This window comes from Kitasatospora sp. NPDC003701, assembly GCF_053587085.1.
This window is the reverse complement of record NZ_JBSFNM010000026.1, coordinates 85,248-111,080: the sequence shown is the minus strand read 5'-3', so window position 1 is coordinate 111,080 and position 25,833 is coordinate 85,248. Positions and strand designations below refer to the sequence as shown.

General features: G+C 74.6%; 27 protein-coding genes. 4 read left to right on the top strand and 23 right to left on the bottom strand.

Annotated features, from left to right (window positions below; translation table 11 throughout):
• The 3 genes from ACWDRR_RS24175 to ACWDRR_RS24165 form a co-directional block, all read right to left on the bottom strand.
• Window positions 1-599: solute symporter family protein (locus ACWDRR_RS24175; RefSeq protein ID WP_449774280.1), on the bottom strand; the 599-nt coding region annotated here is incomplete at its 3' end.
• Window positions 596-952, bottom strand: a complete 357-nt coding sequence (locus ACWDRR_RS24170; protein WP_449774279.1) for a DUF485 domain-containing protein — start codon at window positions 950-952, stop codon at window positions 596-598. The genes ACWDRR_RS24175 and ACWDRR_RS24170, both read right to left, overlap by 4 nt.
• Window positions 953-1,202: 250 nt before the next feature.
• Entirely contained in the window at window positions 1,203-2,246 is a 1,044-nt protein-coding gene (locus ACWDRR_RS24165) for a zinc-dependent alcohol dehydrogenase family protein (protein ID WP_449774278.1), read from the bottom strand.
• 158 nt (window positions 2,247-2,404) lie between these two features.
• Between ACWDRR_RS24165 and ACWDRR_RS24160 the strand changes: the two genes are divergently transcribed.
• Window positions 2,405-3,400: a DEDDh family exonuclease gene (locus ACWDRR_RS24160; protein WP_449774277.1), complete on the top strand. Its 996-nt coding sequence runs from the start codon at window positions 2,405-2,407 to the stop codon at window positions 3,398-3,400.
• Between the two features lie 31 nt (window positions 3,401-3,431).
• A complete protein-coding gene (locus tag ACWDRR_RS24155; protein WP_449774276.1) occupies window positions 3,432-4,229 on the top strand; it encodes an SURF1 family cytochrome oxidase biogenesis protein in 798 nt (265 codons plus the stop codon).
• Window positions 4,230-4,236: 7 nt separating this feature from the next.
• Here ACWDRR_RS24155 and ACWDRR_RS24150 read toward each other — a convergent pair whose 3' ends face one another.
• Both ACWDRR_RS24150 and ACWDRR_RS24145 read right to left on the bottom strand, forming a co-directional pair.
• The gene (locus ACWDRR_RS24150) at window positions 4,237-4,569 is read right to left on the bottom strand and encodes a thioredoxin family protein (RefSeq protein WP_360631931.1); all 333 of its coding nucleotides are present in this window, start codon (window positions 4,567-4,569) and stop codon (window positions 4,237-4,239) included.
• Entirely contained in the window at window positions 4,570-4,995 is a 426-nt protein-coding gene (locus ACWDRR_RS24145) for a MerR family transcriptional regulator (protein ID WP_449774275.1), read from the bottom strand. It lies immediately after the preceding gene.
• 203 nt (window positions 4,996-5,198) lie between these two features.
• On the opposite strand from ACWDRR_RS24145, the gene ACWDRR_RS24140 reads away from it, so the two are divergent.
• Window positions 5,199-5,969: an SDR family oxidoreductase gene (locus ACWDRR_RS24140; RefSeq protein WP_449774274.1), complete on the top strand. Its 771-nt coding sequence runs from the start codon at window positions 5,199-5,201 to the stop codon at window positions 5,967-5,969.
• Between the two features lie 26 nt (window positions 5,970-5,995).
• On the opposite strand, the gene ACWDRR_RS24135 is transcribed toward ACWDRR_RS24140, so the two are convergent.
• The 9 genes from ACWDRR_RS24135 to ACWDRR_RS24095 all read right to left on the bottom strand — a co-directional run bounded on the left by ACWDRR_RS24135 (window position 5,996) and on the right by ACWDRR_RS24095 (window position 13,160).
• Window positions 5,996-6,631, bottom strand: coding sequence for an alkaline shock response membrane anchor protein AmaP (locus tag ACWDRR_RS24135; RefSeq protein WP_449774273.1), 636 nt, complete (start codon window positions 6,629-6,631; stop codon window positions 5,996-5,998).
• Window positions 6,632-6,701: 70 nt separating this feature from the next.
• On the bottom strand, window positions 6,702-7,541 hold the full coding sequence (locus ACWDRR_RS24130; RefSeq protein WP_449774272.1) for a DUF6286 domain-containing protein: 840 nt from the start codon (window positions 7,539-7,541) through the stop codon (window positions 6,702-6,704).
• Window positions 7,538-7,891, bottom strand: a complete 354-nt coding sequence (locus ACWDRR_RS24125) for a hypothetical protein (protein WP_449774271.1) — start codon at window positions 7,889-7,891, stop codon at window positions 7,538-7,540. Before ACWDRR_RS24125 ends, ACWDRR_RS24130 begins: the two co-directional genes overlap by 4 nt.
• Complete coding sequence (locus ACWDRR_RS24120; RefSeq protein ID WP_329490120.1) at window positions 7,891-8,082, bottom strand: hypothetical protein; 192 nt, start codon at window positions 8,080-8,082, stop codon at window positions 7,891-7,893. The genes ACWDRR_RS24125 and ACWDRR_RS24120 overlap by 1 nt, the downstream gene beginning before the upstream one ends.
• A gap of 37 nt (window positions 8,083-8,119) precedes the next feature.
• Entirely contained in the window at window positions 8,120-8,638 is a 519-nt protein-coding gene (locus ACWDRR_RS24115; RefSeq protein WP_449774270.1) for an Asp23/Gls24 family envelope stress response protein, read from the bottom strand.
• Between the two features lie 167 nt (window positions 8,639-8,805).
• The gene (locus ACWDRR_RS24110; protein ID WP_449774269.1) at window positions 8,806-9,612 is read right to left on the bottom strand and encodes an enoyl-CoA hydratase/isomerase family protein; all 807 of its coding nucleotides are present in this window, start codon (window positions 9,610-9,612) and stop codon (window positions 8,806-8,808) included.
• A gap of 232 nt (window positions 9,613-9,844) precedes the next feature.
• The gene (locus ACWDRR_RS24105; protein WP_049658450.1) at window positions 9,845-10,078 is read right to left on the bottom strand and encodes a helix-turn-helix domain-containing protein; all 234 of its coding nucleotides are present in this window, start codon (window positions 10,076-10,078) and stop codon (window positions 9,845-9,847) included.
• Between the two features lie 349 nt (window positions 10,079-10,427).
• Window positions 10,428-12,026 carry an ABC-F family ATP-binding cassette domain-containing protein gene (locus tag ACWDRR_RS24100; RefSeq protein WP_449774268.1) on the bottom strand — a complete coding sequence of 533 codons (1,599 nt, stop codon included), beginning with the start codon at window positions 12,024-12,026 and terminating at the stop codon, window positions 10,428-10,430.
• A gap of 204 nt (window positions 12,027-12,230) precedes the next feature.
• On the bottom strand, window positions 12,231-13,160 hold the full coding sequence (locus ACWDRR_RS24095; protein WP_449774267.1) for a hypothetical protein: 930 nt from the start codon (window positions 13,158-13,160) through the stop codon (window positions 12,231-12,233).
• Window positions 13,161-13,512: 352 nt separating this feature from the next.
• Here ACWDRR_RS24095 and ACWDRR_RS24090 point away from each other — a divergent pair, with 352 nt between their 5' ends.
• Window positions 13,513-14,769 (top strand): glycoside hydrolase family 26 protein, encoded by a 1,257-nt coding sequence (locus ACWDRR_RS24090; protein WP_449774266.1) that lies wholly within the window; start codon window positions 13,513-13,515, stop codon window positions 14,767-14,769.
• A 29-nt stretch (window positions 14,770-14,798) separates the two neighbouring features.
• Here the strand turns inward: ACWDRR_RS24090 and ACWDRR_RS24085 are convergent, their stop codons facing one another.
• The 9 genes from ACWDRR_RS24085 to ACWDRR_RS24045 form a co-directional block, all read right to left on the bottom strand.
• The gene (locus ACWDRR_RS24085) at window positions 14,799-15,962 is read right to left on the bottom strand and encodes a GNAT family N-acetyltransferase (protein WP_449774265.1); all 1,164 of its coding nucleotides are present in this window, start codon (window positions 15,960-15,962) and stop codon (window positions 14,799-14,801) included.
• Window positions 15,959-16,804: a Wzz/FepE/Etk N-terminal domain-containing protein gene (locus ACWDRR_RS24080; RefSeq protein ID WP_449774264.1), complete on the bottom strand. Its 846-nt coding sequence runs from the start codon at window positions 16,802-16,804 to the stop codon at window positions 15,959-15,961. Before ACWDRR_RS24080 ends, ACWDRR_RS24085 begins: the two co-directional genes overlap by 4 nt.
• Before the next feature lie 83 nt (window positions 16,805-16,887).
• Window positions 16,888-18,003, bottom strand: a complete 1,116-nt coding sequence (locus tag ACWDRR_RS24075; RefSeq protein ID WP_449774263.1) for a glycosyltransferase — start codon at window positions 18,001-18,003, stop codon at window positions 16,888-16,890.
• Entirely contained in the window at window positions 18,000-19,025 is a 1,026-nt protein-coding gene (locus tag ACWDRR_RS24070; RefSeq protein WP_449774262.1) for a polysaccharide deacetylase family protein, read from the bottom strand. Before ACWDRR_RS24070 ends, ACWDRR_RS24075 begins: the two co-directional genes overlap by 4 nt.
• Window positions 19,015-20,754, bottom strand: coding sequence for a lipid II flippase MurJ (locus tag ACWDRR_RS24065; protein WP_449774261.1), 1,740 nt, complete (start codon window positions 20,752-20,754; stop codon window positions 19,015-19,017). Before ACWDRR_RS24065 ends, ACWDRR_RS24070 begins: the two co-directional genes overlap by 11 nt.
• A complete protein-coding gene (locus ACWDRR_RS24060) occupies window positions 20,751-22,079 on the bottom strand; it encodes an O-antigen ligase family protein (RefSeq protein ID WP_449774260.1) in 1,329 nt (442 codons plus the stop codon). The genes ACWDRR_RS24065 and ACWDRR_RS24060 overlap by 4 nt, the downstream gene beginning before the upstream one ends.
• Before the next feature lie 5 nt (window positions 22,080-22,084).
• On the bottom strand, window positions 22,085-23,608 hold the full coding sequence (locus ACWDRR_RS24055) for a sugar transferase (RefSeq protein ID WP_449774259.1): 1,524 nt from the start codon (window positions 23,606-23,608) through the stop codon (window positions 22,085-22,087).
• 334 nt (window positions 23,609-23,942) lie between these two features.
• A complete protein-coding gene (locus ACWDRR_RS24050) occupies window positions 23,943-25,097 on the bottom strand; it encodes a glycosyltransferase (protein WP_449774258.1) in 1,155 nt (384 codons plus the stop codon).
• A gap of 210 nt (window positions 25,098-25,307) precedes the next feature.
• On the bottom strand, window positions 25,308-25,748 hold the full coding sequence (locus ACWDRR_RS24045; RefSeq protein WP_449774257.1) for an SRPBCC family protein: 441 nt from the start codon (window positions 25,746-25,748) through the stop codon (window positions 25,308-25,310).
• Window positions 25,749-25,833 lie beyond the last annotated feature (85 nt).

Here is a 25,833-nt window from a genome sequence, read left to right as displayed (position 1 = left end):
ATCAGCAGCACGGCCTTGACGATCTGCACCCAGGTGGTGCCCTTCATGCCGCCGATCACCACGTAGACCACCATCAGCGCGCCGACGGCGACGATCGTCCAGCGCTTGGCGCCGTCCCCGCTGACGCCGAGCAGCAGGGCCACCAGCGTCCCGGCGCCGACCATCTGGGCGAGCAGGTAGAAGATCGACACCACGATGGTGGAGATGCCGGCGGCGGTCCGGACGGGGCGCTGCTTCATCCGGAAGGCGAGGACGTCCGCCATGGTGAAGCGGCCGGAGTTGCGCAGCGGTTCGGCGACCAGCAGCAGCGCGACCAGCCAGGCGACCAGGAAGCCGATCGAGTAGAGGAAGCCGTCGTAGCCGGAGAGCGCGATGGCGCCGGCGATGCCGAGGAAGGACGCGGCGGACATGTAGTCGCCGGAGATGGCCAGGCCGTTCTGGAAGCCGGTGAAGCCCCGGCCGCCGGCGTAGAAGTCGGCGGCCCCCTTGGTCTGCCGCCCGGCCCAGACGGTGATGCCGAGGGTGGCCAGGACGAAGATCCCGAACAGGGTCATCGTCAGACCGCGGTGCTCGGTGGCGGAGCTGGCGAGCAGGGTCATTCGGCGGCCTCCCGGGGGGCGTGGACCACGGCGCCCTGGGCTTCGCGGATCGCGGCGGCGGGCGGGTCGAGCCGCCGGTCCGCGTAGCGCGCGTACCAGGCCGCGATGGCGAAGGTGGTGACGAACTGCAGCAGGCCCAGCACCAGGGCGACGTTGATGTGCCCGACGACCTTGGTGCCCATGAGGGCGGGGGCGTAGCTGGAGAGCAGGACGTAGAGCAGGTACCAGAGCACGAACCCGATGGTGACCGGGAACGCGAAGCTCCGGAAGGAGCTTCGAAGGGTGCGGAACTCCTGGCCCTCTTCGATGAGTTGGACTTCGGTAGGGGCGGTGGTGATCGGCGGCGATTCCACGCTGTCTCCTCACTCCTTCGGCGTAGTGGTCGCACCAGTGGAACGATCGGACGTGAGGGGCGTCACAGTCCGGATGCGCGCCGCGCAATGCTAGGAGGGTCGTGCCCGCCCCGAAAGGGTTTGACCGTGACCAGCCATTCGTTCACCCTCCCGCGCTAGTCAATTGGCCGAAAACCACCACTTCCGGACAACGGAAGGGGCGGCACCGCCGTGCGGTGCCGCCCCTGCTGGAGCCCGTGGTGACGATGTGTCAGAACGTGATCCGCACCTTCAGCGCGGAGCGGTCGTCCATCGCCCGGTAGCCGTCCGGGACACCGTCCAGGTCGACGGTGCGGTCGAAGACCAGGCCCGGCTCGATGGCGCCGGAGAGGACGTCCGGCAGCAGCTCGGGGATGTACGCGCGGGCCGGCGCGACACCGCCGTTGAGCGAAACGTTTCGGCCGAACATCTGGCCGATGTCGACGCCGGCGCTGCCGCCGTGCGGCACCCCGACGTAGCCGACCGCGCCGCCGTCGCGGGTGATCGAGATCGCGGTGCGCATCGACTCCTCGGTGCCGACCGCCTCCAGCACGGCGTGGGCGCCCTGCCCGCCGGTCAGCTCCTTGACCGCCTCGATCGCGGCCTCGCCGCGCTCGGCGACCACGTCCGTGGCCCCGAAGCGCCGGGCCAGGTCGGTCCGGGCGGTGTGCCGGCCGAGCGCGATGATCCGGCCCGCGCCGAGCCGGTACGCCGCCAGCACGCCGCACAGGCCCACCGCGCCGTCGCCGACCACCGCGACGGTGGCGCCGGCGCGCACGCCGGCCGTGACGGCCGCGTGGTGGCCGGTGGCCATCACGTCGGAGAGGGCGAGCAGGTTGGGCAGCAGCTTCTCGTCGCCCGCCGCCTCCTTGGGCAGCCGCACCAGCGTGCCGTCGGCGAACGGGACGCGCACGGCCTCGCCCTGGCCGCCGTCCGAGCCGACCTCGCCCCAGAAGCCGCCGTGCGGGCAGGAGGTCTGCAGGCCTTCGCGACAGAAATCACACGTGCCGTCCGACCAGACGAACGGCGCGACCACGAAGTCGCCCGGCCGTACGTCGCGGACCTCGGAGCCGGTCGCCTCGACCACGCCGAGGAACTCGTGCCCGATCCGCTGCCCGGCCACCCGCGCCGCCACGCCCCGGTAGGCCCAGAGGTCGCTGCCGCAGATGCAGGCGTTCACCACGCGCACCACGGCGTCGGTCGGGTGTTGGATCACCGGGTCCGGCACCTCCTCGATCCGGATGTCGTTGGGGCCGTGGATCACGGTGGCGCGCATGGGGGTTCGTCCTTCGTAGAGACGGCCGCGTGGGGGGTGTCGAGCGGCCGGGAGTATTCGACTGGGTGTACGACGAATACGCGTCCCACTCTATTCCGGCCGGTCGGTACGAACATTTCGACCGAGCCCGGCCGCGACGGCGCTTATTCTGTTTGACCATGCATGCGATCCAGCCCGAGACGAACGGCGCGCCGCGGACCGTCCCCGTCCCCGCCCAGCGCTCCGCCGCCCCCGACGAGGGCTTCGCGGTGGTCGACGTCGAGACCACCGGCCTCGGCCGCTCGGACCGCGTCATCTCGGCCGGTGTCTACCAGCTGGACGCCGACGGCGAGGTCACCGACCACTGGTACACGCTGGTCAACCCCGAGCGCGACCCGGGCCCGGTCTGGATCCACGGCCTGACCGACGACCTGCTGGCGGGCGCGCCGACCTTCCCGGAGATCGCCGGCGAGTTCGCCGAGCGGCTGCGCGGCCGGGTCATGGTCGCCCACAACGCGCTCTTCGACTGGAACATGATCTCCCGCGAGTTCTCCCGGGCCGGCCTGCTCGCGCCGGTGGACCAGCGGCTCTGCACCATGGTCCTCTCCCGCGACCTGCGGCTGCCGCTGCCCAACGGCAAGCTCGCCTCGCTCGCCGCGTACTTCGGCGTCCACCAGCGCCAGGCGCACAACGCCCTGGACGACGCCCGGGTGCTCGCCGAGGCGTTCCGTCCCAGCCTGCACCTGGCCCGCTCGGGGGGCGTCCCGCTGCCGCTGCAGACCTGCGTGGCCGTCACCGACCTCGGTACGGAGGAGCCCGCCTCCCCCGGCCGCGCCTCCTGGACCGGCGCCTCCTACCGGCAGGCCAGGAAGCGCCCGCCGTGCCCGTACCCGAACCCGGGGCGCTGGGAGGACGGCAAGCCGCTGGTGCAGGGCATGCGGGTGGCGTTCACCGGTGACACCGCGACCGACCGGGAGCTGCTGGAGGACCGCGCGGCGGAGGCCGGCCTGCACATCGCCTCCTCGGTGAGCCGGCTCACCAGCCTGCTGGTCACCAACGAACCGACCAGCTGGAGCGGCAAGGCCCGCAAGGCCCGCGAGGTCGGCACCCCGGTGCTCGGCGAGGACGCGTTCCTCCAACTGCTGCGCGAGGTCGCGCCGCACCCCGGTGCGTGAGCCGGTTGTGAGGTGGGCGTACCGTGCCCATGTGTACCGTTTTCTGCTCTCCCGGCGCTGGCTGATCACGCTGCTGATCGCCCTGCTGCTGATCCCCGCCACCATCCGGCTGGGGTTCTGGCAGCTGCACCGCCACGAGGCACGGGTGGCCCGCAACGAGCTGATCGCCCACGCCCTCGGCGACCGGCCGGTCCCGTTCGACACGCTGTCGACCGCACCCGGCTTCGCCGTCCCCAAGGACGTGACCTGGCGAGCGGTGACGGCCACCGGGCAGTACGACCCGGAGCACGAGTTCGTGGTCCGCAAGCGGACCGATTCCGGCGGGGACAAGATCGGCTACTTCGTCGTCACCCCGCTCCGGCTCGCCGACGGCAAGGGCACCGTCCTGGTCAACCGCGGCTGGGTGCCGTCCGGCGACTCCGCCACCACCTACCCGCAGGTGCCGGCCGCGCCGGCCGGGGAGGTCACCCTCACCGGCCGCCTGCGCCCCGACGAGGCCGCGTCCGGCAGCATCCGGGACCGGGCCGGCCTGCCGGACCGGCAGTTCAACCTGATCAGCAGCACCCAGCAGGCCAGGGCGAGCGGTGACACCCTGCTCGGCGGCTACCTGGAGCTCACCGCCACCACCCCGGCCCCGGCGGACCAGCCCGAGCTGCTGCCCGAGCCCAACCACTCCGACATCGGCCCGCACATGGCGTACGCGATCCAGTGGTGGCTGTTCACGGCGCTGATCCCGGTCGGCTTCGGGGTCATGGTCCGCCGCGAGGCCAGGGACCGCGCCAAGGAGGCCGCCGAGGCCGAGGTGGGGCTGGAGGCCGTACCGGCGTAGCCGAGCGCTACAGGACGTCCTCCAGTTCGCGCAGCAGCCGCACCTTGGCCCGGGCGCCGACCATGGACTTCACCGGCTCACCGCCCCGGAAGACCATCAGTGTCGGCATCGACAGCACCCCGTACGCGGCCTGGGTCTGCGGATTGTGGTCCACGTCCACGGTGACCACGGTGAGCCGGTGCGCCTCCTCCTTCGCGATGTCGGCCAGGACCGGCACCATCTGGCGGCACGGCGGACACCAGTCCGCCGTGAACTCCACCAGGACCGGCCCTTCGGCCGCCAGTACCTCGGTCGCGAACGTGTCGTCCGTGACCTCCGGAACCCCAGCGATCTTCCCCATCTACCGCTCCTCCCACTCGACTGCCAACTCACACTGCGGCGTCTGCCAGGCGGCCTCGGCCGCCAGCTCGTCGCGGGCCTGCTCGGCCCGGGCGAACTGCTCGGCCACCTGCGCACGGACCTCCTGGAGCCGGGCGACGCACTCGTCCAGCTCGGCCAGCTTGCGCCGGTAGACCTCCAGCGAGGCCGGGCAGGAGTCCCCCTCCGGGTGGCCCGCCCGCAGGCACTCCACGAACGGGCGGGTCTCCTCCAGTTCGAAACCGAAGTCCTGGAGCGTGCGGATCTGCTTCAGCAGCCGCAGGTCGTCCTCGCCGTACGCGCGGTAACCGTTGCCCGCGCGCCGGGCGGGCAACAACCCGAGCTGCTCGTAGTAGCGCAACGCCCGGGTGGTCGTCCCCGCCCGCTCCGCCAACTCGCCGATCCGCATGACCGCACCATTCCTTCCGGCCGCCGTTCGAACGCCGTCGGGTACGACGGTAGACCTTGACGCGGGCGTCAAGGCCAGCGTGCCGACGCAGTCGGCCGAAACTCGTCGGCGCCGGGCCCGCCGTGCGCTGCGGCCCGGCCCGGACGGCCCGGCCCGACGCGCCCCCTACCCCGCCGCTCCCCCGACCCGGCAGGATGGGAGCCATGGATCTTGGACTGAAGGACACCGTGTACGTGGTCACCGGCGCCACCCGGGGCCTGGGCCTCGCGGCCGCCCGGGAGCTGGTCGCCGACGGCGCCCGGGTGCTGGTCAGCGGCCGGAACAAGGAGTCCGTCGAGGCGGCGGTGGCCGAGCTCGACGGGCTCGGCGGCAGCGGCGCGGCGCACGGCCTGGCGGCCGACAACGCGGACCCGCAGACCGCCGGGCGGCTGCTCACCGAGGCCGTCGAGCGCTTCGGCCGGCTGGACGGCGTGCTGATCAGCGTCGGCGGCCCGCCGGCCGGCCCGGTGAGCAGCACCCCCGAGGAGGCCTGGCGCGGCGCCTTCGAGTCGGTCTTCCTCGGCGCCCTGCGGCTCGCCCGGGCGGCGGCCGAACGGCTCGGCGAGGGCGGCGTGATCGGCTTCGTGCTCTCCGCCTCGGTCCGCGAGCCCATCCCCGGCCTCGGCATCTCCAACGGCCTGCGGCCCGGCCTGGCGATGGCCGCCAAGTCGCTCGCCGACGAGCTGGGCCCGCGCGGCATCCGGGTGGTCGGCCTGCTCCCGGCCCGGATCGACACCGACCGGGTCCGCGAGCTGGACGCCCTCGGCGGCGACGCCACCGCCGCCCGGGCCCGCAACAGCGCCACCATCCCGCTCCGCCGCTACGGCACCCCGGCGGAGTTCGGGAAGGTCGCGGCCTTCGTGCTCTCCCCCGCCGCCTCCTACCTGACCGGTGTGATGATCCCGGTCGACGGGGGCTCCCTGCGCGGGCTCTGACCCGCCGCCGGGCCGGTGGCGCGCGGCTATTCGACCCGCGGACGCCTGCGCCGGCCGCCGCGCCCAGGGGCGGTGGCCGGCTTCGCCGCCAGCACCCGGATCCGCAGGTCGGCGGGCAGGTCGGCCAGGCCCAGGCTGGCTGTCGCGTTGCTGCGCGGGCCGGTCTCGAAGTGCTCGACCAGCTCCGCCGGGTCGCCTCCCGGGGTCAGCCGCACGGCGGCCCGCAGCCGCGGCTGCCCCCGCAGCAGCCGGACGCTCACCCGTTCGACCTCCGGGAGGGCCACCGTCCCGGTCTCCAGCGCCTCCTCCAGGGCCCGGGTGCGCAGCCGCAGGCGCAGCCCGCTCGCACCGGGCGTGGGGAGGACGATGGTCGCCGGGCCGCTGCGGCGCAGCTGGGCGAAGAGCCACCAGGCGGTGCCGGCCACCACCAGGACCAGCCCGGCGATCACGGCCGGCCACCACCAGGACTCGTCCGCCCAGCGGGTCCGCGAGCCGGCGCTGACCACCGGCCGGTCGGGCGAGGTGAGCGGCCACCAGCCGGGCATGTCCAGCCCGAGCCGGGCGTAGAGGTCGAGCCCGCCGGCCAGGACCAGCACGCCGGCCGCCAGCAGCAGGACTCCGACCACGCCCAGCAGCACCCGGTTGACGGTGGACCGACTCACCAGACCCCTCCTCGTCCGACCCGCACCCGCGCCCCCGTCCACCGCCGCCCGCTCCCGGCCGGCACCCCGCTCACCCGGCGCCGCCGGGGCCGCTGATGCCGCCGGTGCCGCTGATGCCGCTGGACCCAGTGGCCTTGCCGGTCTCGGTGGTCCTGACGGTCCCACCCGTCTCGGCGGTCTCGGCGCCCCCGCTGACCTCGCCGGTCTCGGCGGCCTCGGCGGCCTTGACGGTCCCACCCGTCTCGGCAGTCCCACCGATCTCGCCGGTCTCGCCGGTCGTCGGAGCGCCCGCGGCGACGTCCGGTGGCGGGCCCGGGGCCGCGCCGCCCTCGCCCCGGCCGCGCTTGGCCCGGACGTCGAGCCGGAGCGGCCGGGCCAGGGTGACCCGCGCCAGCTCCGCGCGCAGCTGCCGCTGCACCGAGGCCGGGTCCGCGGGGCCGGTGAGCGCCACCTTCACCCGCCGGCGGTTGATCCGGACGGTGAGGTGCTCGATGCCCGGCAGCCCGGCCGCGCGGTCGTGCAGGAGGTGCCCGACGCCGGCGCGGTCGATGGCGGCGGAGGTGCCGCCGTGCGGGCGCAGCGGGAGCCAGCGGCCCAGGCCGGGGGCGAAGGCGAGCCAGAGCAGCCAGCCGCCGAGCAGGACGGTCGCCCCGGCGCCGAGCAGGACCCAGACGTCGTCCAGGTGGCGGGTGGCCAGTTCGTCGGCGACCTCGGCCCGCCAGCGGCGGGCGGCGTGCCCGGTGCGCACGGCGATCACGTCGTAGAGCAGTGCGGCGGCGATCACCAGGACGGCGGTGGCGACCAGCACGGCGGCGACCGTCCGCGGCGACCGCGGCCGGGGCACCTTGACGGCCACCGGCTCGGGCTCGACGGCCTCCGCCGGGAGGGCGTCCGGCGCCTGCCCGGTCATACCGCTCCCCCGGTGACCAGGTGCTCGACGACCACCACCACCTCGGCGACCCGCGTCCCGGTCAGCCCGCAGACCTGTGCGGCGATCCGCTCCCGCACGGCCCGGGCGAGCGCGGCGAGGTCCGCGGGGAAGGGCAGGTCGACGGCGACCCGGACGGCGACGGTGGTGCCCCGCGCGGTGACGGACACCTTCGGCGGCCCGCCGCGCACCGACCGGCCGCTCCACGCGTCGGCGAGCGCCTCACGCGCGGCCCGGGCGGCGATCCGGGCGTAGACGCGGTCGGCGATCCGCAGCCGCCCCCGGGCACCGGGCTCGCGGCGGCGGGCGACGGGAGCGGCGGGGGACGCCATCAGCGGCGCCGATCGCGACCGCGCAGCAGGTCGCCGAGGTCACCGATCTCGATGTCGCCCTCCAGCAGGCGCCCGACCACGAAGCCGACCACGCCCAGCGCGGCCACCAGCAGGAACGCCGCGAAGCCGCCGAAATAGCCGGCGAAGCCGAGGGCCATACCCACCACCAGGCCGACGATGGCCAGGTTCATCCGCTACTCCTCGTCTTCTGCTGCGCCCACCGAGGGGCTACTTCAACTTGGGCCGCTGGCCGGAGGGGACGGTCTCCTCTTCCTCCTCCTCGACGTCCGGCTCGTCGGGCAGGTGGACGTCGTTGACCGCGATGTTGACCTCGACGACCTCGAGGCCGGTCATCCGTTCGACCGCGTCGATGATGTTCTCCCGTACCTGGCGGGCCAGTTCGGGGATGACCACGCCGTACTCGACGACCAGCGCGATGTCGATGGCGGTCTGCTTCTCGCCGACCTCGGCCTTGATCCCGCGCCCGATGCTGGACTTGCCCCCGGGCACCCGGTCGCGCATCGCGCCGAAGGTCCGGGACAGGCCCGAGCCGAGGGCGTGGATGCCGGAGACCTCGCGGGCGGCCATGCCGGCGATCTTCTCGACCACGCCGACGGCCAGGGCGGTGCGGCCGCGTTCGCGGTCGGCCACCGCCCGGCCGGCGTCGGTCGCCGAGGCGCCCGATCCGGGCGCGGCCGGGGCAGGGGGGTTCTTGTGCATGGTGGCGGGGGTCGGAGTGTCAGGCATGGGCGCTTCTCCCGTCGTACGGCTCCAGCTATATCGCAAATCGCTCCAACTCTGGCATTTCGCCACGATTCCCGCTCCCGGAGCACCGACCCGCGGACGGCCGGAACGCCGAAGGCCCGGCTCCGGGGGCACTCCCCCGGAGCCGGGCCTTCGGCACGACCGTGCGATCAGTCGCCGATACCGGCCAGATCGCGCAGCCGGCGGGCCTGCGCCGCCCGTTCGGCCGAACGCTGCTCGTCGTACGTGCGGCCGCCCGCGCCCTGGAGCAGCGCCTTGGTCTCGATGACGGCGCTGCGCGGGGCGGCCAGCAGCGCGGCGGCGAGGTCGCGGGCCGCGGCGTCCAGCTCCGCGGCGGGGACGGCCAGGTTGGCCAGGCCGATGGCGGCGGCCTCCTCGGCACCGACCCAGCGGCCGGTGGCGCAGATCTCCAGCGCCCGGGCGTAGCCGACGAGTTCGGTGAGCGGTTTGGTCCCGGCCAGGTCGGGGACGAGGCCGAGCGAGGTCTCCTTCATGGCGAACCGGACGTCGTCGGCGACCACGCGCAGGTCACAGCCGAGGGCGAGCTGGAAGCCGGCGCCGACGGCGTGGCCCTGGACGGCGGCGATCGAGACCAGGTCGGACCGGCGCCACCAGGAGAAGGCCTCCTGGTAGGAGGCGATGGTGTCGTCGAGGTCCTTGTCCCCGGCGGCGGCGAGCTGGAGGAAGGTGGGCTCGCCGGGGATGCCCTCGGGGGTGAACATCGCGCGGTCCAGGCCGGCCGAGAAGGAGAGGCCCTCGGCGCGCAGCAGCACCACCCGGACGCTGCCGGGCAGTTCCCGGCCGAAGGCCGTCAGCGCGCGCCACATCGCGGGCGACTGGGCGTTGCGCCGTTCGGGCTGACAGAGGGTGACGACGGCGAGTTCGCCGTCGATCTCCAGACGGACGCCGTCCTGCTCCCGGCTCGGGGCCTGCGGGTCGGTGGCGGGGGCAGTCATGCGGGGACCTCCGGTGGCGAGGGACTTGGCTACCGGAGAGTAACAAAACTGGGCGCGCAGCGGCAGGGCCACCGCACACGTCGTGATGGACGGGTCGGGCGGCACCCGGCGCGAGTGGCGGCGGGCATGACGATCGGCGGCCGGTTCGCTCTGACCGGGGACGGACGATCAACCGTCGTCTCCCCGGCCCGCGCCCTGCCGCCGAGTCATCCGTCCATGAACTGACGGACCGTCAGGAGCTGGCTCCAGCAGTAGCTTTGTTCTTGCCCCGCGTGGCACCGCCGCGGCCCCGGAGGATCACTCCGGACTCGCTCAGCATCCGGTGCACGAAGCCGTAGGAGCGACCGGTCTCCTCCGCGAGAGCGCGAATGCTCGCCCCGGAGTCGTACTTCTTCTTGAGATCGGCCGCGAGCTTCTCACGCGCGGCACCGGTCACCCGGCTGCCCTTTTTCAGAGTCTCGGCCACCCGTGCCTCCTCGTAGCGTTGCTCGGTCAGATTCCCATGATCACCCATCCACCGCCTCCTGGCCACCCATTCGACAAGGTCGATGCCGGGAATGCGCGGTCCGTCGGTGGTGATCCGAGCGCACAAGGGCGCTCACGCAGAGTGCACGCCCCCGGGGTGATACCGCCATTCGGCGCGAAAGAGCTGATCAGCAGCGTCGGCCCGACCACGATCGAGTGGCGGGCCGACGGAAGCTTCTCAAACGGAATCCCGGACCTCTTCATTCCCGGACACGCCGTAAGTACTAGTTTTTCTGGTCCAAAGAGTGGATGAGGCGTCTACTCCATGCTGGACGCAAGCGGGGCCCGGGTCAGGCCAGCGACACCAGGTCGCTGTACGCCGGGCTCCAGAGGTCCTCCACGCCGTCCGGCAGCAGGATGATCCGCTCCGGCTGGAGCGCGTCGACCGCGCCCTCGTCGTGGGTCACCAGCACGACGGCGCCGCTGAACTCGCGCAGCGCGCCGAGGATCTCCTCGCGGCTGGCCGGGTCGAGGTTGTTGGTGGGCTCGTCGAGCAGCAGCACGTTGGCGCTGGAGACCACCAGCGAGGCCAGCGCGAGCCTGGTCTTCTCACCGCCGGAGAGCACCCCGGCCGGCTTGTCGACGTCGTCGCCGGAGAACAGGAACGAGCCGAGGATCTTGCGGATCTGCACCAGGTCGGTGTCGGGCGCCGAGGAACGCATGTTCTCCAGCACCGAGCGCTCCGGGTCGAGCGTCTCGTGCTCCTGGGCGTAGTAGCCGATCTTCAGACCGTGGCCCGGGATCACCTCGCCGGTGTCCGGCTTCTCCACCCCGGCCAGCATCCGCAGCAGGGTGGTCTTGCCGGCGCCGTTGAAGCCCAGCACGACGACCCGGGAACCCCGGTCGATCGCCAGGTCCACGTCGGTGAAGATCTCCAGCGAGCCGTAGGACTTGGACAGGCCGCTGGCGGTCAGCGGGGTCTTGCCGCAGGGGGCCGGGTCGGGGAAGCGCAGCTTCGCGACCTTGTCGTTCATCCGGACCTGCTCCAGGCCGGAGAGCAGCTTGTCGGCGCGGCGGGCCATGTTCTGCGCGGCCACCGTCTTGGTCGCCTTGGCGCGCATCTTGTCGGCCTGCGCGTTCAGGGTGGCGGCCTTCTTCTCGGCGTTCGCCCGCTCGCGCTTGCGGCGCTTCTCGTCGTCCTCGCGCTGCTGCTGGTACTGCTTCCAGCCCATGTTGTAGACGTCGATCGCGGAGCGGTTGGCGTCCAGGTAGAAGACCTTGTTGACGACCGTCTCGACCAGCTCGACATCGTGCGAGATGACGATGAAGCCGCCCTTGTACGTCTTCAGGAAGTCCCGCAGCCAGACGATCGAGTCGGCGTCGAGGTGGTTGGTGGGCTCGTCGAGCAGCAGCACGTCGGAGTCCGAGAAGAGGATCCGGGCCAGCTCGACGCGGCGGCGCTGACCACCGGAGAGGGTGTGCAGCGGCTGGGCGAGGATGCGGTCCGGCAGGCCCAGCGCGGCGGCGATGGTGGCCGCCTCGGCCTCGGCGGCGTACCCGCCCTTGGTGAGGAACTCCGTCTCCAGGCGCGCGTACTTCTTCATCGCGTTCTCCTGGGTGGCGCCCTTGCCGTTCGCCATCCGATCCTCGTTCTCGCGCATCTTCCTCAGCACGGTGTCGAGGCCGCGGGCGGAGAGGATGCGGTCCTTGGCGAGGACGTCGAGGTCGCCGGTGCGCGGGTCCTGCGGGAGGTAGCCGACCTCGCCGGAGCGGGTGACCGTGCCGGACGCCGGCAGGCCCTCACCGGCCAGCACCTTGGTGAGCGTGGTCTTCCCGGCGCCGTTGCGCCCGACCAGACCGATCCGGTCGCCCGGGGCGACCTTGAAGCTCGCGGACTCGATCAGGATGCGGGCACCGGCGCGCAGCTCAAGGGCGTTGGCGGAAATCATGGCTGGGACTACTCCTGGGACGTGGGCGGGCGCCTGGGCATGGCACAGGGCCGGGGCAGCGGAAGGGGGCGTCGTCGGCAGATCGGCGGACCGCGCGGAGCGGCGCCGCTCGTCCGCTAGTGCCCGGAGAGAACAGCCATGACGGCAAGTCTACCGGGCCCCGTGACGGGGCCCGGTGGTATTGACCGCTCGCGGGTACCGGCCTCAGGGCTGCGGGGCGTCCTCCGGGACGGCGCAGCTGCCCTGCGGGCGGACGGCGGCGAAGGGCTCGGCCGGGCTGCCGCAGGCCGCCTCGGGGGCCGCCGCCTTGGTGTCGAACACCTTCGGGCCGACGATCGGACCGTCCGAGATCAGCACCCGGCGGCCGTCCAGCGCCTTCAGCGACACCGTCGGGCCGGCGTTGAGCTGCCAGCCGGTGCTGTCCAGCCGGTAGCCGGTGACGCCGCCGGAGACGGGCTGGCCGGTGCTGTTGGTGCAGCTGCGCGGGACGAGCACCGCGAAGTCGGTGCCCACCGTGCGGGTCGGGTCGTAGGCGCAGTTGCCGGCCGGCTTGGAGTTGTAGCGAAGGTCACCGTCGGCGTCGCGGAAGCCCATGGTCAGGTCGGGAGTGACCACGGCCACCCAGGGCGAGGACTGCTGGACGGTGTACAGCGCCGCCGCGGCCCGCTCCCGCTGGAGCTGCTTGCGCTGCTCGTCGGTGCGCTTGTCGGCGCCCGGCTCGCCCGCGCCGCTCAGCCAGTCCTCGAGGCCGGGCACCGCGCGGTGCCAGCGGACCTCGTGGTCGCCGGGGCGCACCGAGGTGACGAGGCCGTCGTCCCAGACCACCACGGCGCTCTCACCCGCCATCGACAGGTACAGCGCGGTGGCGCCCTCGCGGCGGTAGGACCACGCGTGCTCGCCGGTGGCCCGGTTGTAGGCCTCCAGGCCGGGGCCCACCTTCAGCTCCAGACCGTCGGCGCCCGGCGACTGCGTGCCGACCGGGCCGGCGCTCGCGCCACCCGGCTCGGCCACCCGGTCCCCGAACGGAACCGGCTTGTTGGCGTGCGCGGCCGCGCCCGCCACAAGGACCAGCAGCACCGCCAGGGCAGGGAGGATCGATCGAGGGGTGAGTACACGCAGCGGCTTCCAGGACACGGGCGGAGCGTACCTTTCGACACCCTCACGAGTCAGCCGGACCCGGCCCGGCGTCCGAACGGTGGATGTGCGGACGGCCGATTCGCGCCGTTCGCCCGATCCGCCCGCCCACCTGCGCCGTCGGGCCCCGGCCGACCGCACGGCACGCCGGGCGGCCTGCCGGAGTAGGGCTCCCAGGGCCGTTCGGACTGTTACAGAGGTGATACACGCCGCATTGCGGCAGTCGGCGTTCGAATATCGCCCACTTTAGGGTGACATTCGGCTTTTCCGACGCCTTCGGGGCCTACTGTCTGCGAGTGGGGCATCACGGTCCGTCCCCCTGCCCCGCCCCGTGACGCCCGGAGGAGAGACCATGCGACTCGGCCGCCTGACGCTGGCTGCCGCCGCCCTGCTGATGCTGACCACCGCGAGCGTCCCCGCCGGGACGCCGCTCAGCCAGACCGAACGGCACGCCCTCTCCTCCGACGCCTTCCAGCCCCGGGGCGCCGCCCCCCGGCCGGCCGTCCAGCGGCCCAAGCACGAGGCGCCGTTCGGTGCCTTCGTCGGCTCCTGGGACAAGTACATCCCCCAGCTGGGCCGCTACGCGCAGTGGCTGAACAACGCCAACGTGCAGGTCGGCCACACCTATCTGGCCGGAAACAGCTGGGCGGACGTCGAGGGCGAGCCGGTGGTGCTCGGCATGTGGTCGCAGTGGCGGCTGGCCGACCCGTCCCGGATGCTGATCCTCGGCGTCCCGATGCTCGTGCCCAACGAGGCGAACGTGCCGGACGGCGAGGTGGCCAGGCTGCTCGCCCAGGGCGCCCGCGGGGACTTCGACCGGCACTTCCTGCGGCTCGCCCGCCGGCTGGTGGCGCTCGGCGGCGCGGACACCGTGCTCACCCTCGGCTGGGAGATGAACGGCGTCACCTACACCCACCGCTGCAAGCCCGACCCGACCGCCTGGAAGGCGTACTGGCGGCGGATCGTCTCGGTGATGCGCTCGGTGCCCGGGCAGCGGTTCCGCTTCGACTTCACCCCCAACCGGGGGCTGGACGCGATCCCCTGGACCAAGTGCTACCCCGGTGACGACGTGGTCGACATCATCGGCATGGACAGCTACGACCAGCCGGCCGGCGCCACCTTCGACGACTACGTCCGCGAGCCGTACGGGCTGCAGGACCAGGTGGAGTTCGCCGCCAAGCGCGGCAAGCCGGTCTCGTACCCGGAGTGGGGGCTGTTCCGCAACGGGGACAACCCGGAGTTCGTGCAGCGGATGGTGGAGTGGATCCGCACCCACGACACCAGCTACCAGACCGTCACCGACTACTGCCCGCACGGGTTCTGGCAGTGCGGGCAGAACCCGCGCTCCAGCAGCCGGTTCAAGCAGCTGATGGCCGGGTCGAAGGGGGCGCCGGTGGCGGCCCCGGCGCCCGGCGCGGCGCCGGGGGTCGCTCCCTCCGCCCCCGCCACGCCGTCCGCCGCCGCTCCGACCGGGTCCTCGCCGACCGCGGACGCTTCCGCCACCGCGGCACCGTCCGCAGCGCCGACCGCGCCGGACCTGCCGTCGGGCTCGCCCTCGCCGTCCGCGTCGCCGTCGCCCGCACCGAACAATCTGCCGGCCCGGCGCTGAGGGCCGGTGCCGGGCCCGCCGGCGGGCGGTCAGCTCCGCCGGCGGGCCGCCAGCGCCTCCTTGAGCCTCGGCAGACGGGTGCGCAGCACGTGCACCGCGACCTGCCGGGCCCGTACCGAGCCGGCCCGGGCGGCGGCCGCCGGGGCCGCTCCGCGCGGGCCGAACAGCAGCCGCTGGTTGGGCAGCTGATCCGGCCGCCAGCGCTGCTTGTACGGCTCCTGGCCGCGCAGCAGGCTGAGCACCGGGATCCCCGCGCCGACCGTCTCGTCCAGCGCCGCGCCGAACAGCAGGCCGGCGATGTCCAGCCGCTCGCGCAGCTCCGGGTGCGCGCCGTACAGGTAGAGGCCGCCGAACGACGGGCAGAGCAGCAGCAGGTTCACCGCGACCAGCTCGCCCTCCAGCCAGTACTGGTGGACGGCGGCGCGGCCGGTGGCGACCAGCCCGGTGGTGGACTCGGCGAGGTGCCGGGCGAACCGCTCGGTGCGGTGCTCCGGCGTCACCCCGCGCTCGCTCCACTGCAGGAAGTGCAGCCGCAACAGCCCGTCCAGGGCCTCGGACACCTCCTCCGGCGGCGTGGAACGGACTTCGACCCCGGCCTCCGCGATCTTGCGCAGCTTCACCCGGCTGCGCTGGGCGGTCTTCCCGGGCACCCGCTTGAGCAGCTGCTCCATCGGGACGGCCGGCAGGTACTGGCAGAGCGAGTCGGTGAACCGGCGCCGCCGGCCGCGCCACTGCTCGAAGACCCGCTGGACGGCCGCCTCGGGGTGCACCTCGCGCAGCTCCAGGCTGTGCCAGGGGCGGGTGAGCGGGAGGGCGGCGGCGAACTCGGCGGCGGCGCGGTCCGCGCAGGAGTCGTCGAGCAGGATGTCGGTGAAGTCGATCAGCCCGTCGCCGAGCCCGGTCAGCCCGCCGAGCGGGCCGTGGCGGCGCTGGAACGCTCCCGCGCCGACCAGCCGGCCGTTGCGGCGGACCAGCAGCACCAGCAGCTCGCCCGGGCGGCCGTACTGGCGCCACCAGGAGCGCTGCCAGACGGCGGCCTGGAAGAAGGTGGCCGTCCGACAGCGGGCGACCAGGTCGTCCCACTCCTCGGCGAGGGCGTCGAGGGCGTCGTCCTCCCGGCGCAGTTCGGTGGTCCAGCGGGGCGCGCCGGCCTGGGCGGGCAGACCGGCGGTGACCCGCGCCTCGGTGCTCATCGGCCGCTCCCGGCGGCGCTCTTCTCCTTGGCCGGGGCCTTCTCCGCGCCGGTCTTCTCCGCGCCGGTCTTCTCGGCGGACGCCTTCCCGGCGGCGGTCTTCTCCGCGGGCGTCTTCCCGGCGGACGTCCCGTCGGCCACCGGCTGCCCGGGGGGCGACTGCTCCGCCGGGGCCTGCTCGGCGGCGGCCTCGGCGGCCCGGGCCGGGGCCTCCTCGGTGCGCGGGCGCGGGGTGGTCGGCGCGGGCCCGGTGCCGGGCGGGGCGACGGCGTCCGGCACCGGCTCGGTGCCCCGGCGGCGGGTCATCATCACCAGCGCGCCGATCAGCACCCCGGCGGCGCCGCCGACCGCGACGTCCAGCTGCGCGGACGGGGTGGTCGGCTTGTCCGGCTCGGCGGCGGCGGCCAGCGGGACCAGCCGGACGCCGGTCTCCTTGTTGCTGGTGTTCGCGAATGCGACCAGCGAGCGGGCCACCGCGTCGGCGGCCCGGACCGCCTCCTGCGGCCGCGCCCCGGTGCCGGTGATCTCGATCATCGGGGCGTCCGGGGAGGTCGTGCCGTGCACCAGGGCCTCCAGCTCGGCCCGGCTGTGCCCGGTCTCGGCGGCGGCGGCCGCGAGCACCTGGGGCTGGCCGGCCAGCCGGCCGTACGCCTGGGCGAAGTTGATCGCGGTGGCGGCCTCCCCCTGGTTCTCCGGCACCACGATCACATAGGAGTTGGCGGCGTACGAGGGGTGGGCGACGACGGCGTACCCGGCGCCGGCGGCGGCGCCCAGCGGCACCGCGAGGACCACCGGCCACCAGCGGCGGGCCAGGCTGCGGACGCTTCGGCGCGGTTCGGACATGGGGTGCTCCTTGGATATGCGGGCCGCCCGGCCGGCGGCCCGGGGGTTCGGGCGTTTCTGGAACGCCCCAGGCTGCCGGCGGCTCAAGCGGGTGCCAGGCGGTCGTAGAGGGCGCCGAGGTCGGCGGCCACCCGGACGATGTCGTAGTGGCCGACCGCCGGGGGCCGGGGCAGCGGCTCGGTGCGGTGGTCGTCGAGGAGGCGCAGCTCGCGCAGTGCGGCGGTGTAGGCGGCGGCGTCGGAGGGGATCCGGCGGGCCTGCGGGGCGGCGGCGGGCGGGAGTTCGTCCAGCGCCGGGCAGGCGCTGTGGCGGACGGGCAGGCCGGCCGCGAGGCCCTCCAGGACGCCCAGGCCGAAGGTCTCCTCGGTCGAGGGGGCGGCCAGCACGTCCAGCGCGGCGAGCAGGTCGGGGACGTCGTCGCGCTCGCCGGTGAGCACCAGGCGGTCCCGGACGCCGAGTTCGGCGGCCCGGCGCTCCAGCGCGACCCGCTCGGGGCCCTCGCCGACCAGCACCAGCCGGGCGGCCGGGTCGAGCTCGGCGAGCGCCTCCAGCAGGACGTGGAAGCGCTTGCCGGGCACCAGCCGGCCGACCCCGCCGACCACCCAACTCCCCTGCGGCAGGCCGAGGTCGGCGCGCAGCCGGTGCCGGGTGACGGCCCGGTCGGCGGCCGCCCGGCGGTAGCGGGCGGTGTCGATGCCGTTGGGGATCAGCTCGACCCGGGCCGGCGGCACGCCCCAGGCGTGCAGGGTCTGGGCGACCTGCCGGGAGACCGCGACGGTGGTGGTGCCCAGACGCTCGGCCGCCAGGTAGAGGCCCTTGACGCCGCGGGTGACCGGGCGGCCCTCGATCACCCCCGCGTGCAGCGAGTGCTCGGTGGCCACCACCGCCCGGACCCCGGCCAGCCGGGCCCCGAGGCGCCCGTACAGGCCGGCCCGGTAGAGGTGGGTGTGGACGAGGTCGTAGCGGCCGGACCGGATCAGCCGGACCAGCCGGGGCAGCGCACCGACGTCCCGGTTGCCGCGCATCGCGAGGTGGTGGACGGTGACGCCCTCGGCGCGCAGCGCGGCGGCCACCGTGCCGGGGTTGGTCAGCGCGACCACCTCGCAGTGCTGGTGCGCGGGCAGGTGCCGCAGCAGCAGCTGGAGCTGGCGCTCGGCGCCGCCCGAGGCGAGGCCGGTGACGATGTGCAGCACCCTCACCGGCCGGCCCCCCGTCGACCCGCCCGCTCCCCCGCGGGGCGCTCCGACCCGTTGCCGCCGCTCCTGGCTCCCGCGCCCCCCTGCCGGTCCTCGCCCTCGGCGGCGGCGCGGCCCTTCGGTCCGGGGCGGGCCGCGAGGCGGCTGCGGCGCAGTTCGGTGACGGTGTCGCGCAGGCGGTGCCGGCCGCGCTTGGCGCGCAGCCGCCAGGCGCCGTCGCGGTCGCCGACGTAGCAGCGGGGCAGCGCGTAGCGGCCGGTCAGCGGGGAGTGCGCGATGGCGCACGCGTAGTCGTAACCGGCGTCGCGGACGGCCAGGGTGGCGGGCAGGTCGACGGCGCCGTAGGGGTAGCAGAAGCCGGTGACCGGACCGCCGACGACCTCCTCCAGCGCGCGCCGGCTCTCCCTGGTCTGGGTGACGAGCACCTCGGCGGGCAGGCCGGGCAGCGCCTGGTGGCCGAGGCCGTGCGAGCCGATCTCCCAGCCGGCGGAGGCGAGTTCGGTGACTTCCTGGACGGTGAGCAGCTTCTTGCGCGGGCCCTTCACGTCCCAGTCGTTGGCCCGGCCGAGCAGGTCGGCGACCACGTAGGCGGTCGCGGTGAAGCCGTACGCCTGGAGGATCGGCACGGCGAAGCGGCCGAAGTCGGCGTAGCCGTCGTCGAAGGTCAGGCCGACCAGGTTGTCGGCCCGGCCGGCGGCCCGGGCCCGCATCAGCTCGCGGACCGAGACGCCGCGCTGCCCGCGCCGGTGGAGCCAGGCGATCTGCTCGGCGAACCGCTCGGGGCTGACGGTCAGCTGGTACGGGTCGTCCTCCTCGACGGCCACCGAGTGGTACATCAGGATCCACGGCGAGGTGCTCTCCGGGACGGGTGCCCGGCTGGCGGGGTGGCGACTTCGGGGCAGCTGAGCCTCCGGGCGGCGGGCACCGGCGCGCGGTGCCTCGCTCCGCGGACCGGCTGCCGTCGGCGCGCCGGCGCGGCGTACGCCCGACAGCACCGACCGGACGGATCCCCGTTCAACGTCCATGGGGAGGCTTCCCTTCATCGGCAACGGATGGCGGGCACAGGGCCCGGACGGCGGCGAGGACCGGTCCGCGCACCTCGCGGGCACCGAGGCCGGTGCCGAGGGCGGCGAAGGCGAGCGCCACGGTGAGGCCCCCGAGCAGCGTCGAGAGCAGGGGGTCGGCGGGGAGCCCGGCGGCGGGGGTGCCGAGGGCGGCCGCGCCGGCGGCGGCGGCGAGCAGCCGGGCGTGGCCGCCGAGGACGAGCCGCAGGCGCAGCGCGATGCCCCGCAGCACGAGGCCGCGCAGCAGCAGCGCCGCGGTGGTCGTGATGCCGGCCGCGTTCCCGGCGGCCAGGCCGAGGGCGCCGAAGCGGGGAGTGGCGAGCAGGCCGACGGCGACGGTGACGACCAGGCCGAACACCATGGCGCCGGCCGGGTACCAGTCGAGCAGCCGGCGGCCGCCGTCGTCGCTGCGCGGGTCGCCGGCCCGGCGGACCACCGGGCGGAGCGAGAAGTAGGGGCGGATCATCACGCCGATCAGCGCCTGCGCGGGCAGGCCGACGCTGTAGACCCGGATGACGGCCGCGGTGGCGGCGGTGTCCTGGGCACCGAACGCGCCGCGCTGGAAGAGCAGCGCGACCACCGGGGGCGCGCAGGCGAGCAGGAAGGCGGTGCCGAGCAGGACGACCGCGGCCGCCTGGCCGAGGTCCTTCTCGACCCGGTCGCGGGCGGCGGTGAGATCCCCGGCGGCGAGCGCCCGGGCGACCAGCGGGAAGGTGACCGTACAGATCAGGATGGCCGCCGTCATGGCCAGTTGGGAGACCTTGGCGGCGTAGTTGAGGTGCGAGATGGTGCCGGGCGGCAGCGCGGAGCCGAGGAAGCGCTCGATGAAGACCTGTGCCTGCCGGGTCAGCGTGAAGGCGGCCACCGGCAGCAGCGCGAGCGGGATCAGCACGAGCGCGGGGCGCGCGCCCGGGGGCACCTCCCGGCCGCCGGGCCGGGCGGGGGCGCCGGCGGGGCGGCCGGCCCGCAGCCGGCGCAGGAACGGGGCGACCAGCAGACCGGCCATCAGCAGGCTGCCGAGGGCGACCCCGATCGCGGCGGAGCGGACCCCCCAGAGCGCGTGGCAGCTCAGCAGGACGCCGAGGATGCCGACGTTGTAGGCGACGTAGATGCCGGCCGGGGCGGTGAAGCAGTGGTGGGCCCGGAGCGCGGCGGCGAGGTAGCCGGCCACGCCGAAGGGCAGCACGGTGCAGGCGGTGATCCGGGTGCAGGTGACGGCGAGGTCGGGGTTGGCCAGACCGGGGGCGAGCAGGTCGACCAGCTGGGGGGCGCCGAGCGCGGCGCCGAGCGAGAGCGCGCTGAGCGCGAGCAGCAGCCAGGGCAGGGTGGCGCGGACCAGCTGGCGGACCGGGTCGGGGCCGTCGGGGTGCTCCTCCCGCAGGACCAGGGCCAGGGCGAAGGCGGGCACCATGAGGAAGGACATGGCGTCCTCGATCAGCAGCGGTGCGGCGGTCTCCGGGACGGTCCAGGCGACCAGGAAGGCGTCGGTGCCCTGGTTGGCGCCGAAGTAGCGGGCCAGCAGCAGGTCGCGGAGCAGGCCGAGGGCGGAGCCGGCGGCGCTGAGCACGGCGGTGACGCCGAAGGCCTTGGCGAGGAAGCCGCGCCGGGGGGCGGCGGGTGCCCCGGCGGCGGGGGCGGAGCGGGGGGCCGGCAGCGTCGGGGTGAGCGCGGTCGGCCGGTCGGTGGTCATCGGGAGGTCGCCTCCGGTGTGGCGCCGCGGGCGGTACGGGCGGCGAGGCCGAGGACGACGGAGGTCAGCACGGTGGTGGTACCGCCGATGTCCGCGTAGAGGAAGTCGACCAGGACCCAGACCAGCAGGGCGAGCGCCGCGAGGCCGGCGCCGCGGGCCCGGCGCAGGCAGCCGATCAGCAGGCCGAGGAAGAGCCCGGCGTAGGCGACGATGCCGATCAGGCCCTGCTCGCTGAGCACCAGGAAGTACATGTTGTGCGGGGAGAGCAGCGGCTCGCGCTGGAAGCCGATGGTGGCGTCGGCGGCGTCGCTGCCGGAGGAGAGCCGCAACGGGGCGTGGCTGTCGCGCAGTTGCTGGAAGGCCTTGGGTCCGGCGCCGCCGACCGGGTGGTCCTGCCAGATGCGCCCGGCGGTGGACCAGAGGTCGTAGCGGTCGGACACCGACTGGTCGGGGGCGGCGGAGACGGAGCCGATGGAGCTGATCCGGGCGGTGACCCCGGAGGCGCCGAGGCCGAGGCCGCCGATCAGGACGACGACGGCGGCCAGGCCGAGGACGGCGCTGCGGACGGCGAGCCGGGCGTCGGCGCGCAGCAGCAGGACGGCGGCGGCGGCGCCGGTGGCGATCCAGCTGCCGCGGCTGAACGAGACGGCGAGCGGGAAGGCCAGGAACGCGGCGGCCGCGTACAGGGCGCGGCGCAGCCGGGGGTCGCCGCCGGGACGGCGCTCGCCGAGGGCCAGCGCGAGGGCGGCGAGCAGGCCGTAGCTGACCACGGTGGACATCGCCATGATGTCGAGCGCGCCGAAGGTGCCGACGGCCCGGATCGGCCGGCCGGTGTAGGAGGCGCCCGTCCCGGTGAGGTACTGGTGGGCGCCGACCACGCCCTGGATCAGCGCGGCGGCGACGAAGGAGCCGAGCACCAGCCGCTGGTCGGTGCGGTCGCGCAGGGAGCACAGGACGGCGGCGGGCACCAGGACGAAGACCTGGGTGAGCCGGACGAAACCGGTGAGGCTGGCGGCCGGGTCGATCGAGCCGACGGTGGCGACGGCGGCGGCGAGCACGATCGCGCCGAACTGGACGGCGGTGGTCCGGCCGATCGCGGGGGTGCGGCCGCGCAGCAGCTCGACGGCGGTGACGGCGACCAGGGCCAGCGAGGCGAGGTCGGCGGCGGTGATGTGGACGGCGGCGGTGACGTCCTTCTCGCCGGTGGGCACGCAGACCAGCAGCACGGTGGCGGCGGCGAGCAGGCTGGGCCGGGCGGCGAGCGCCACACCCGTCCGGCGTAACGCCCGGGCGGAGGTGGGCGCGAGATCGAGGGTGAGGGCCACGCTGGTCAGCTTCCGTCCGGGTGGAGCATCAGGGCCGCGGTGCGGCAGAGGATCTTGACGTCCTGCCAGAGGCTCCAGCTCTCGATGTAGCGGTTGTCGAAGCGGGCCCGGTCCTCGATGGAGGTGTCCCCGCGCAGGCCGTTGACCTGGGCGAGGCCGGTGAGGCCGACCGGCACGCGGTGGCGGTCCGCGTACTCGGGGTAGGCCTGGCCGAACCGCATGACGAAGTAGGGGCGCTCGGGGCGCGGGCCGACCAGGCTCATGTCGCCGCGCAGGACGTTCCACAGCTGCGGCAGCTCGTCCAGGGAGCTGCGGCGCATCAGCTTGCCGACGGCGCCCATCCGGTGGTCCTGGGCGATGTTCCAGCGGGTCGCCGACTCGTGCTCGTTGCTGGGGCGCAGGGTGCGGAACTTGAGGACGGTGAAGACCCGGCCGTCGAGCCCGGTGCGCTGCTGGCGGAAGAGCACGCCGGGGCCGGTGTCGAAGCGGACGGCGAGCGCGCAGAGGGCGAGCACGGGGGACAGCGCGAGCAGGCCGAGGCCGGCGGCGGTGACGTCCAGGCAGCGCTTGACGGCCCAGCCGGGGCGGCGCATCGCCGGGCGGTCCACCTTCAGGCAGGGGAAGCCCCAGAGGTGGTCGCCGCCGGCCGAGCGGCCGGTCTCCAGGGAGCCGTACTCGCGCAGCGCGGGCACCAGCCAGACCTGGCAGCCGAGCCGGGCGGCGTCGCGCAGGGCGGCGGCGGTCTCGGCCTCGTCGGCGGCGCCGGCGGTGGCGACCACGTGGTGGATCCGGTGGCGGCGGACCTCGCGCTCCAGCACCTCGCGGCCGCCGAGCACGGGCAGGTCGGTGTCGCCGGCCAGCAGCGGCGGGTCGGGGTCGAGGAAGCCGACCGGGCGCATGCCGTACTCGCCGCGCTCGCTGAGGGCCGCGGCGACCCGGCGGCCCAGCCGGCCGGCGCCGAGGACCAGCACGGGGCTGGGCCGGCTGCGGCGGATCCGGCGGACCAGGTGGTAGAGCAGGGCGCGGCCGCAGACCGCGAGCAGCAGCTGGACGCCGAGCAGGACGGTCAGCCGGGCCGGGGTGGCGGGGCCGCAGTCGGGCCAGCGGCCGTCCAGGCAGCCGGCGAGGGTGACGGCGAAGGCGGTGGCGACGACGGCGCGGACGGTCAGCGCGGGGAGTTCGTCGAGGACGGAGAGGGTGAGCCGGGCCCGGTAGAGGCCGCCGGCCAGGTTGAGCAGGAGCAGCAGCGGCAGCAGGGCGGCCACGCCCAGCAGCGGGTCGACCCGGACCGCCGGGTCGAGGGCCCGGTTGGCGAGCCCGGTGGCGGTGCACAGGGCGAAGGCGTCGACGGCGGCCAGGGCGACGGGCAGGGCGAGCCGGGAGCGGACCGGCCGGCGGTGGCGACGGGGCTGCGGGGCGCTGCGGGTCTGGGCGGACCGGGCCGGGCGGTCGAGCAGCCCGGTGGCGGGCCGGCGCGGGTCGGACAGGGGCCGCCCGGGCCGTGGCACGCTGTCGTGGTCAATGGTCATCAGCGCACGAACTCCCCTGCTGTGTGCCCGGGGTGACGGCGGCCCGGCACCGGTTGGCCCGGGGCGGCCGTCCCGGCCCGGTGGGCGCGGTCCTGACTGCACCTGCTGCCGCTGGCGGCTTTCGGTTTTCTCGCGAATCCCCGGCGTGAAATCGAAATGAAGCAGGCAAAATCAGACAGTACCGAACATGGGCCTGGATGCTGGAAGTTGACTTGCCATTTCATTCCAGCCGCCCATTAATAGGTATTTCTGATTTCACCCCTCGCCCACAAACCGGTTGAGGGTGCGAATACGACAGCTCCGCAGCGGAGGGCATTCACGGCATGTGAAACGATCAGATCCGCTCTGGGACACGGGCACGGCGCCGTCCGGCCGCCGGCCCGGCGCCCAGCAGATCCCGGTAGAGCGCGTCCACCTGTTCGACCACCGATCGCACGTCATGGCGCGCCGCGGCATGGTCGCGCAGTCGCGCGCCGCGTCGCTCGCACTCGATCGGATCGGACAATGCTTCGGCCATTCGGGTGGCGAGCGCGGCGGCGTCCTCGGGCGGCACCACGGCGTGCTTGCGCTCGACCGGCGGCAGGCATTCACGGGCACCGGGCACGTCCGTCAGCAGCACCGGCCGGCCCGCCGCCATCGCCTCCAGCGGCGCCAGCGCCATCCCCTCCCAGCGCGAGGGCAGCACCACCAGATCGGCCGCCGCCAACCACGGCCGCGGGTCCGGCACCTCCCCGGCCAGCCGCACCCGGGACGGCTCGACCGACTCCCGGACGGCGGCGGCCAGCCGGGCCTCCTCGGGCCCGGTGCCGACCAGGGCCAGCCGGGCCTGCGGCACCCGGCGCAGCACCTCGGGCCAGGCGTCGAGCAGGACGTCCTGGCCCTTCTGGCGGCAGAGCCGGCCCACGCAGACGGCCAGCGGGGCGTCGAGGTCCAGGCCGAGCGCGATCCGGGCGGCCCGGCGCTCGGCGGGCGCGTAGTGGCGCACGTCGACACCGTTGGGCACCACCGCCCAGTCGGCGTGCAATCCCGCGGCGACGCCGTCGGTCCGCTCCTGGACGCTGACGCAGAGCAGCCGGTGCGCCCAGCGGGTCGCGTACCGCTCCCAGCGCAGGGTGGCGGCGGCCACCGCGCCGTCGACGGCGGCGAACGACCAGGCGTGCGGCTGGAAGACGGTCGGCACGGCGCCCCGGATGGCCAGCCGGCCGGCCAGCCCGGCCTTGGCGCTGTGCAGATGGACCATGTCGGGCGCGGCCGCGCGGACGATCCGGCGCAGCCGCCAGGCCTCGGCGGCGACGGACGGACCGGGCGAGCGGCGGGCGGGCCAGTCCTGGACCAGCGCGCCGGCGGCGGCGGCCTCCTCGGCCAGCCGGCCACCGCGCGGACAGGCGACCAGTACCCGGTGGCCGGCCTCGCGTTGACCGCGAACCAGGTCGACGACGACGCGGGCGACCCCGCCGTCGACGGGCTGCGAAATGTGAAGGATCGTCATATGCACGGCGGCGAGCCTAGGGTGGCTCCGCCGTGCCCGGGGGCCCTCGTCACCCGCAGGTGGCGGCCGTCCACCCGTACGGCTTGCTTGTCGTACGGGTGGACGAGCCCGTCGAATCTTCGTGCTGGCCGGGCGGCCGGCGCGGCGGGTCCCGGTGGGTTCCGGCAGGTCCCGGCGGGCCCGGGCCGGCCCCGGTGGACCTCGTGGGTCTCAGCGGACCTCGGCGGCCAGGTTGGCGAGCACCTCGTCGTGGATCCGGTTCAGGCCCTTCGGCGCGAAGGTGCGCTCGAAGAAGCCGCCGATGCCGCCCGCACCCTGCCAGGCGGCCGAGACGGTGACCTTCGACCGGCCCTCGCCGGCCGCGGCGACCGTCCAGGTGATCACCATGCTGGAGTTGGCGTCCTTCTCCACCAGCTGGTCCGGCGCGGGCGCCGAGACGGTGAACAGGCAGTCCCGCACCCGCTTCTCGGTGGCCTGGAGCCGCCAGTGCACCTGGGTGCCCGCCCCGGTGCCGCCGACCCGGACCTCGTACTCGCTGTACTGCGCGGGCAGCAGCTTGGGGCGGGTCACCTGGTAGTCGGCCAGCGCCTCGTAGACCCGCTCGGGGGTGGCGTCGTAGACCCGCTCGGTGGTGGCCTGCACCTGTCCCATGACCTTGCTCTCCTCGTCTGGACGTCCGGTTTCACCGGCAAGCCAACCACAGGGCACGACCCGGGGCGGTGCAGGGGCTCGGGGT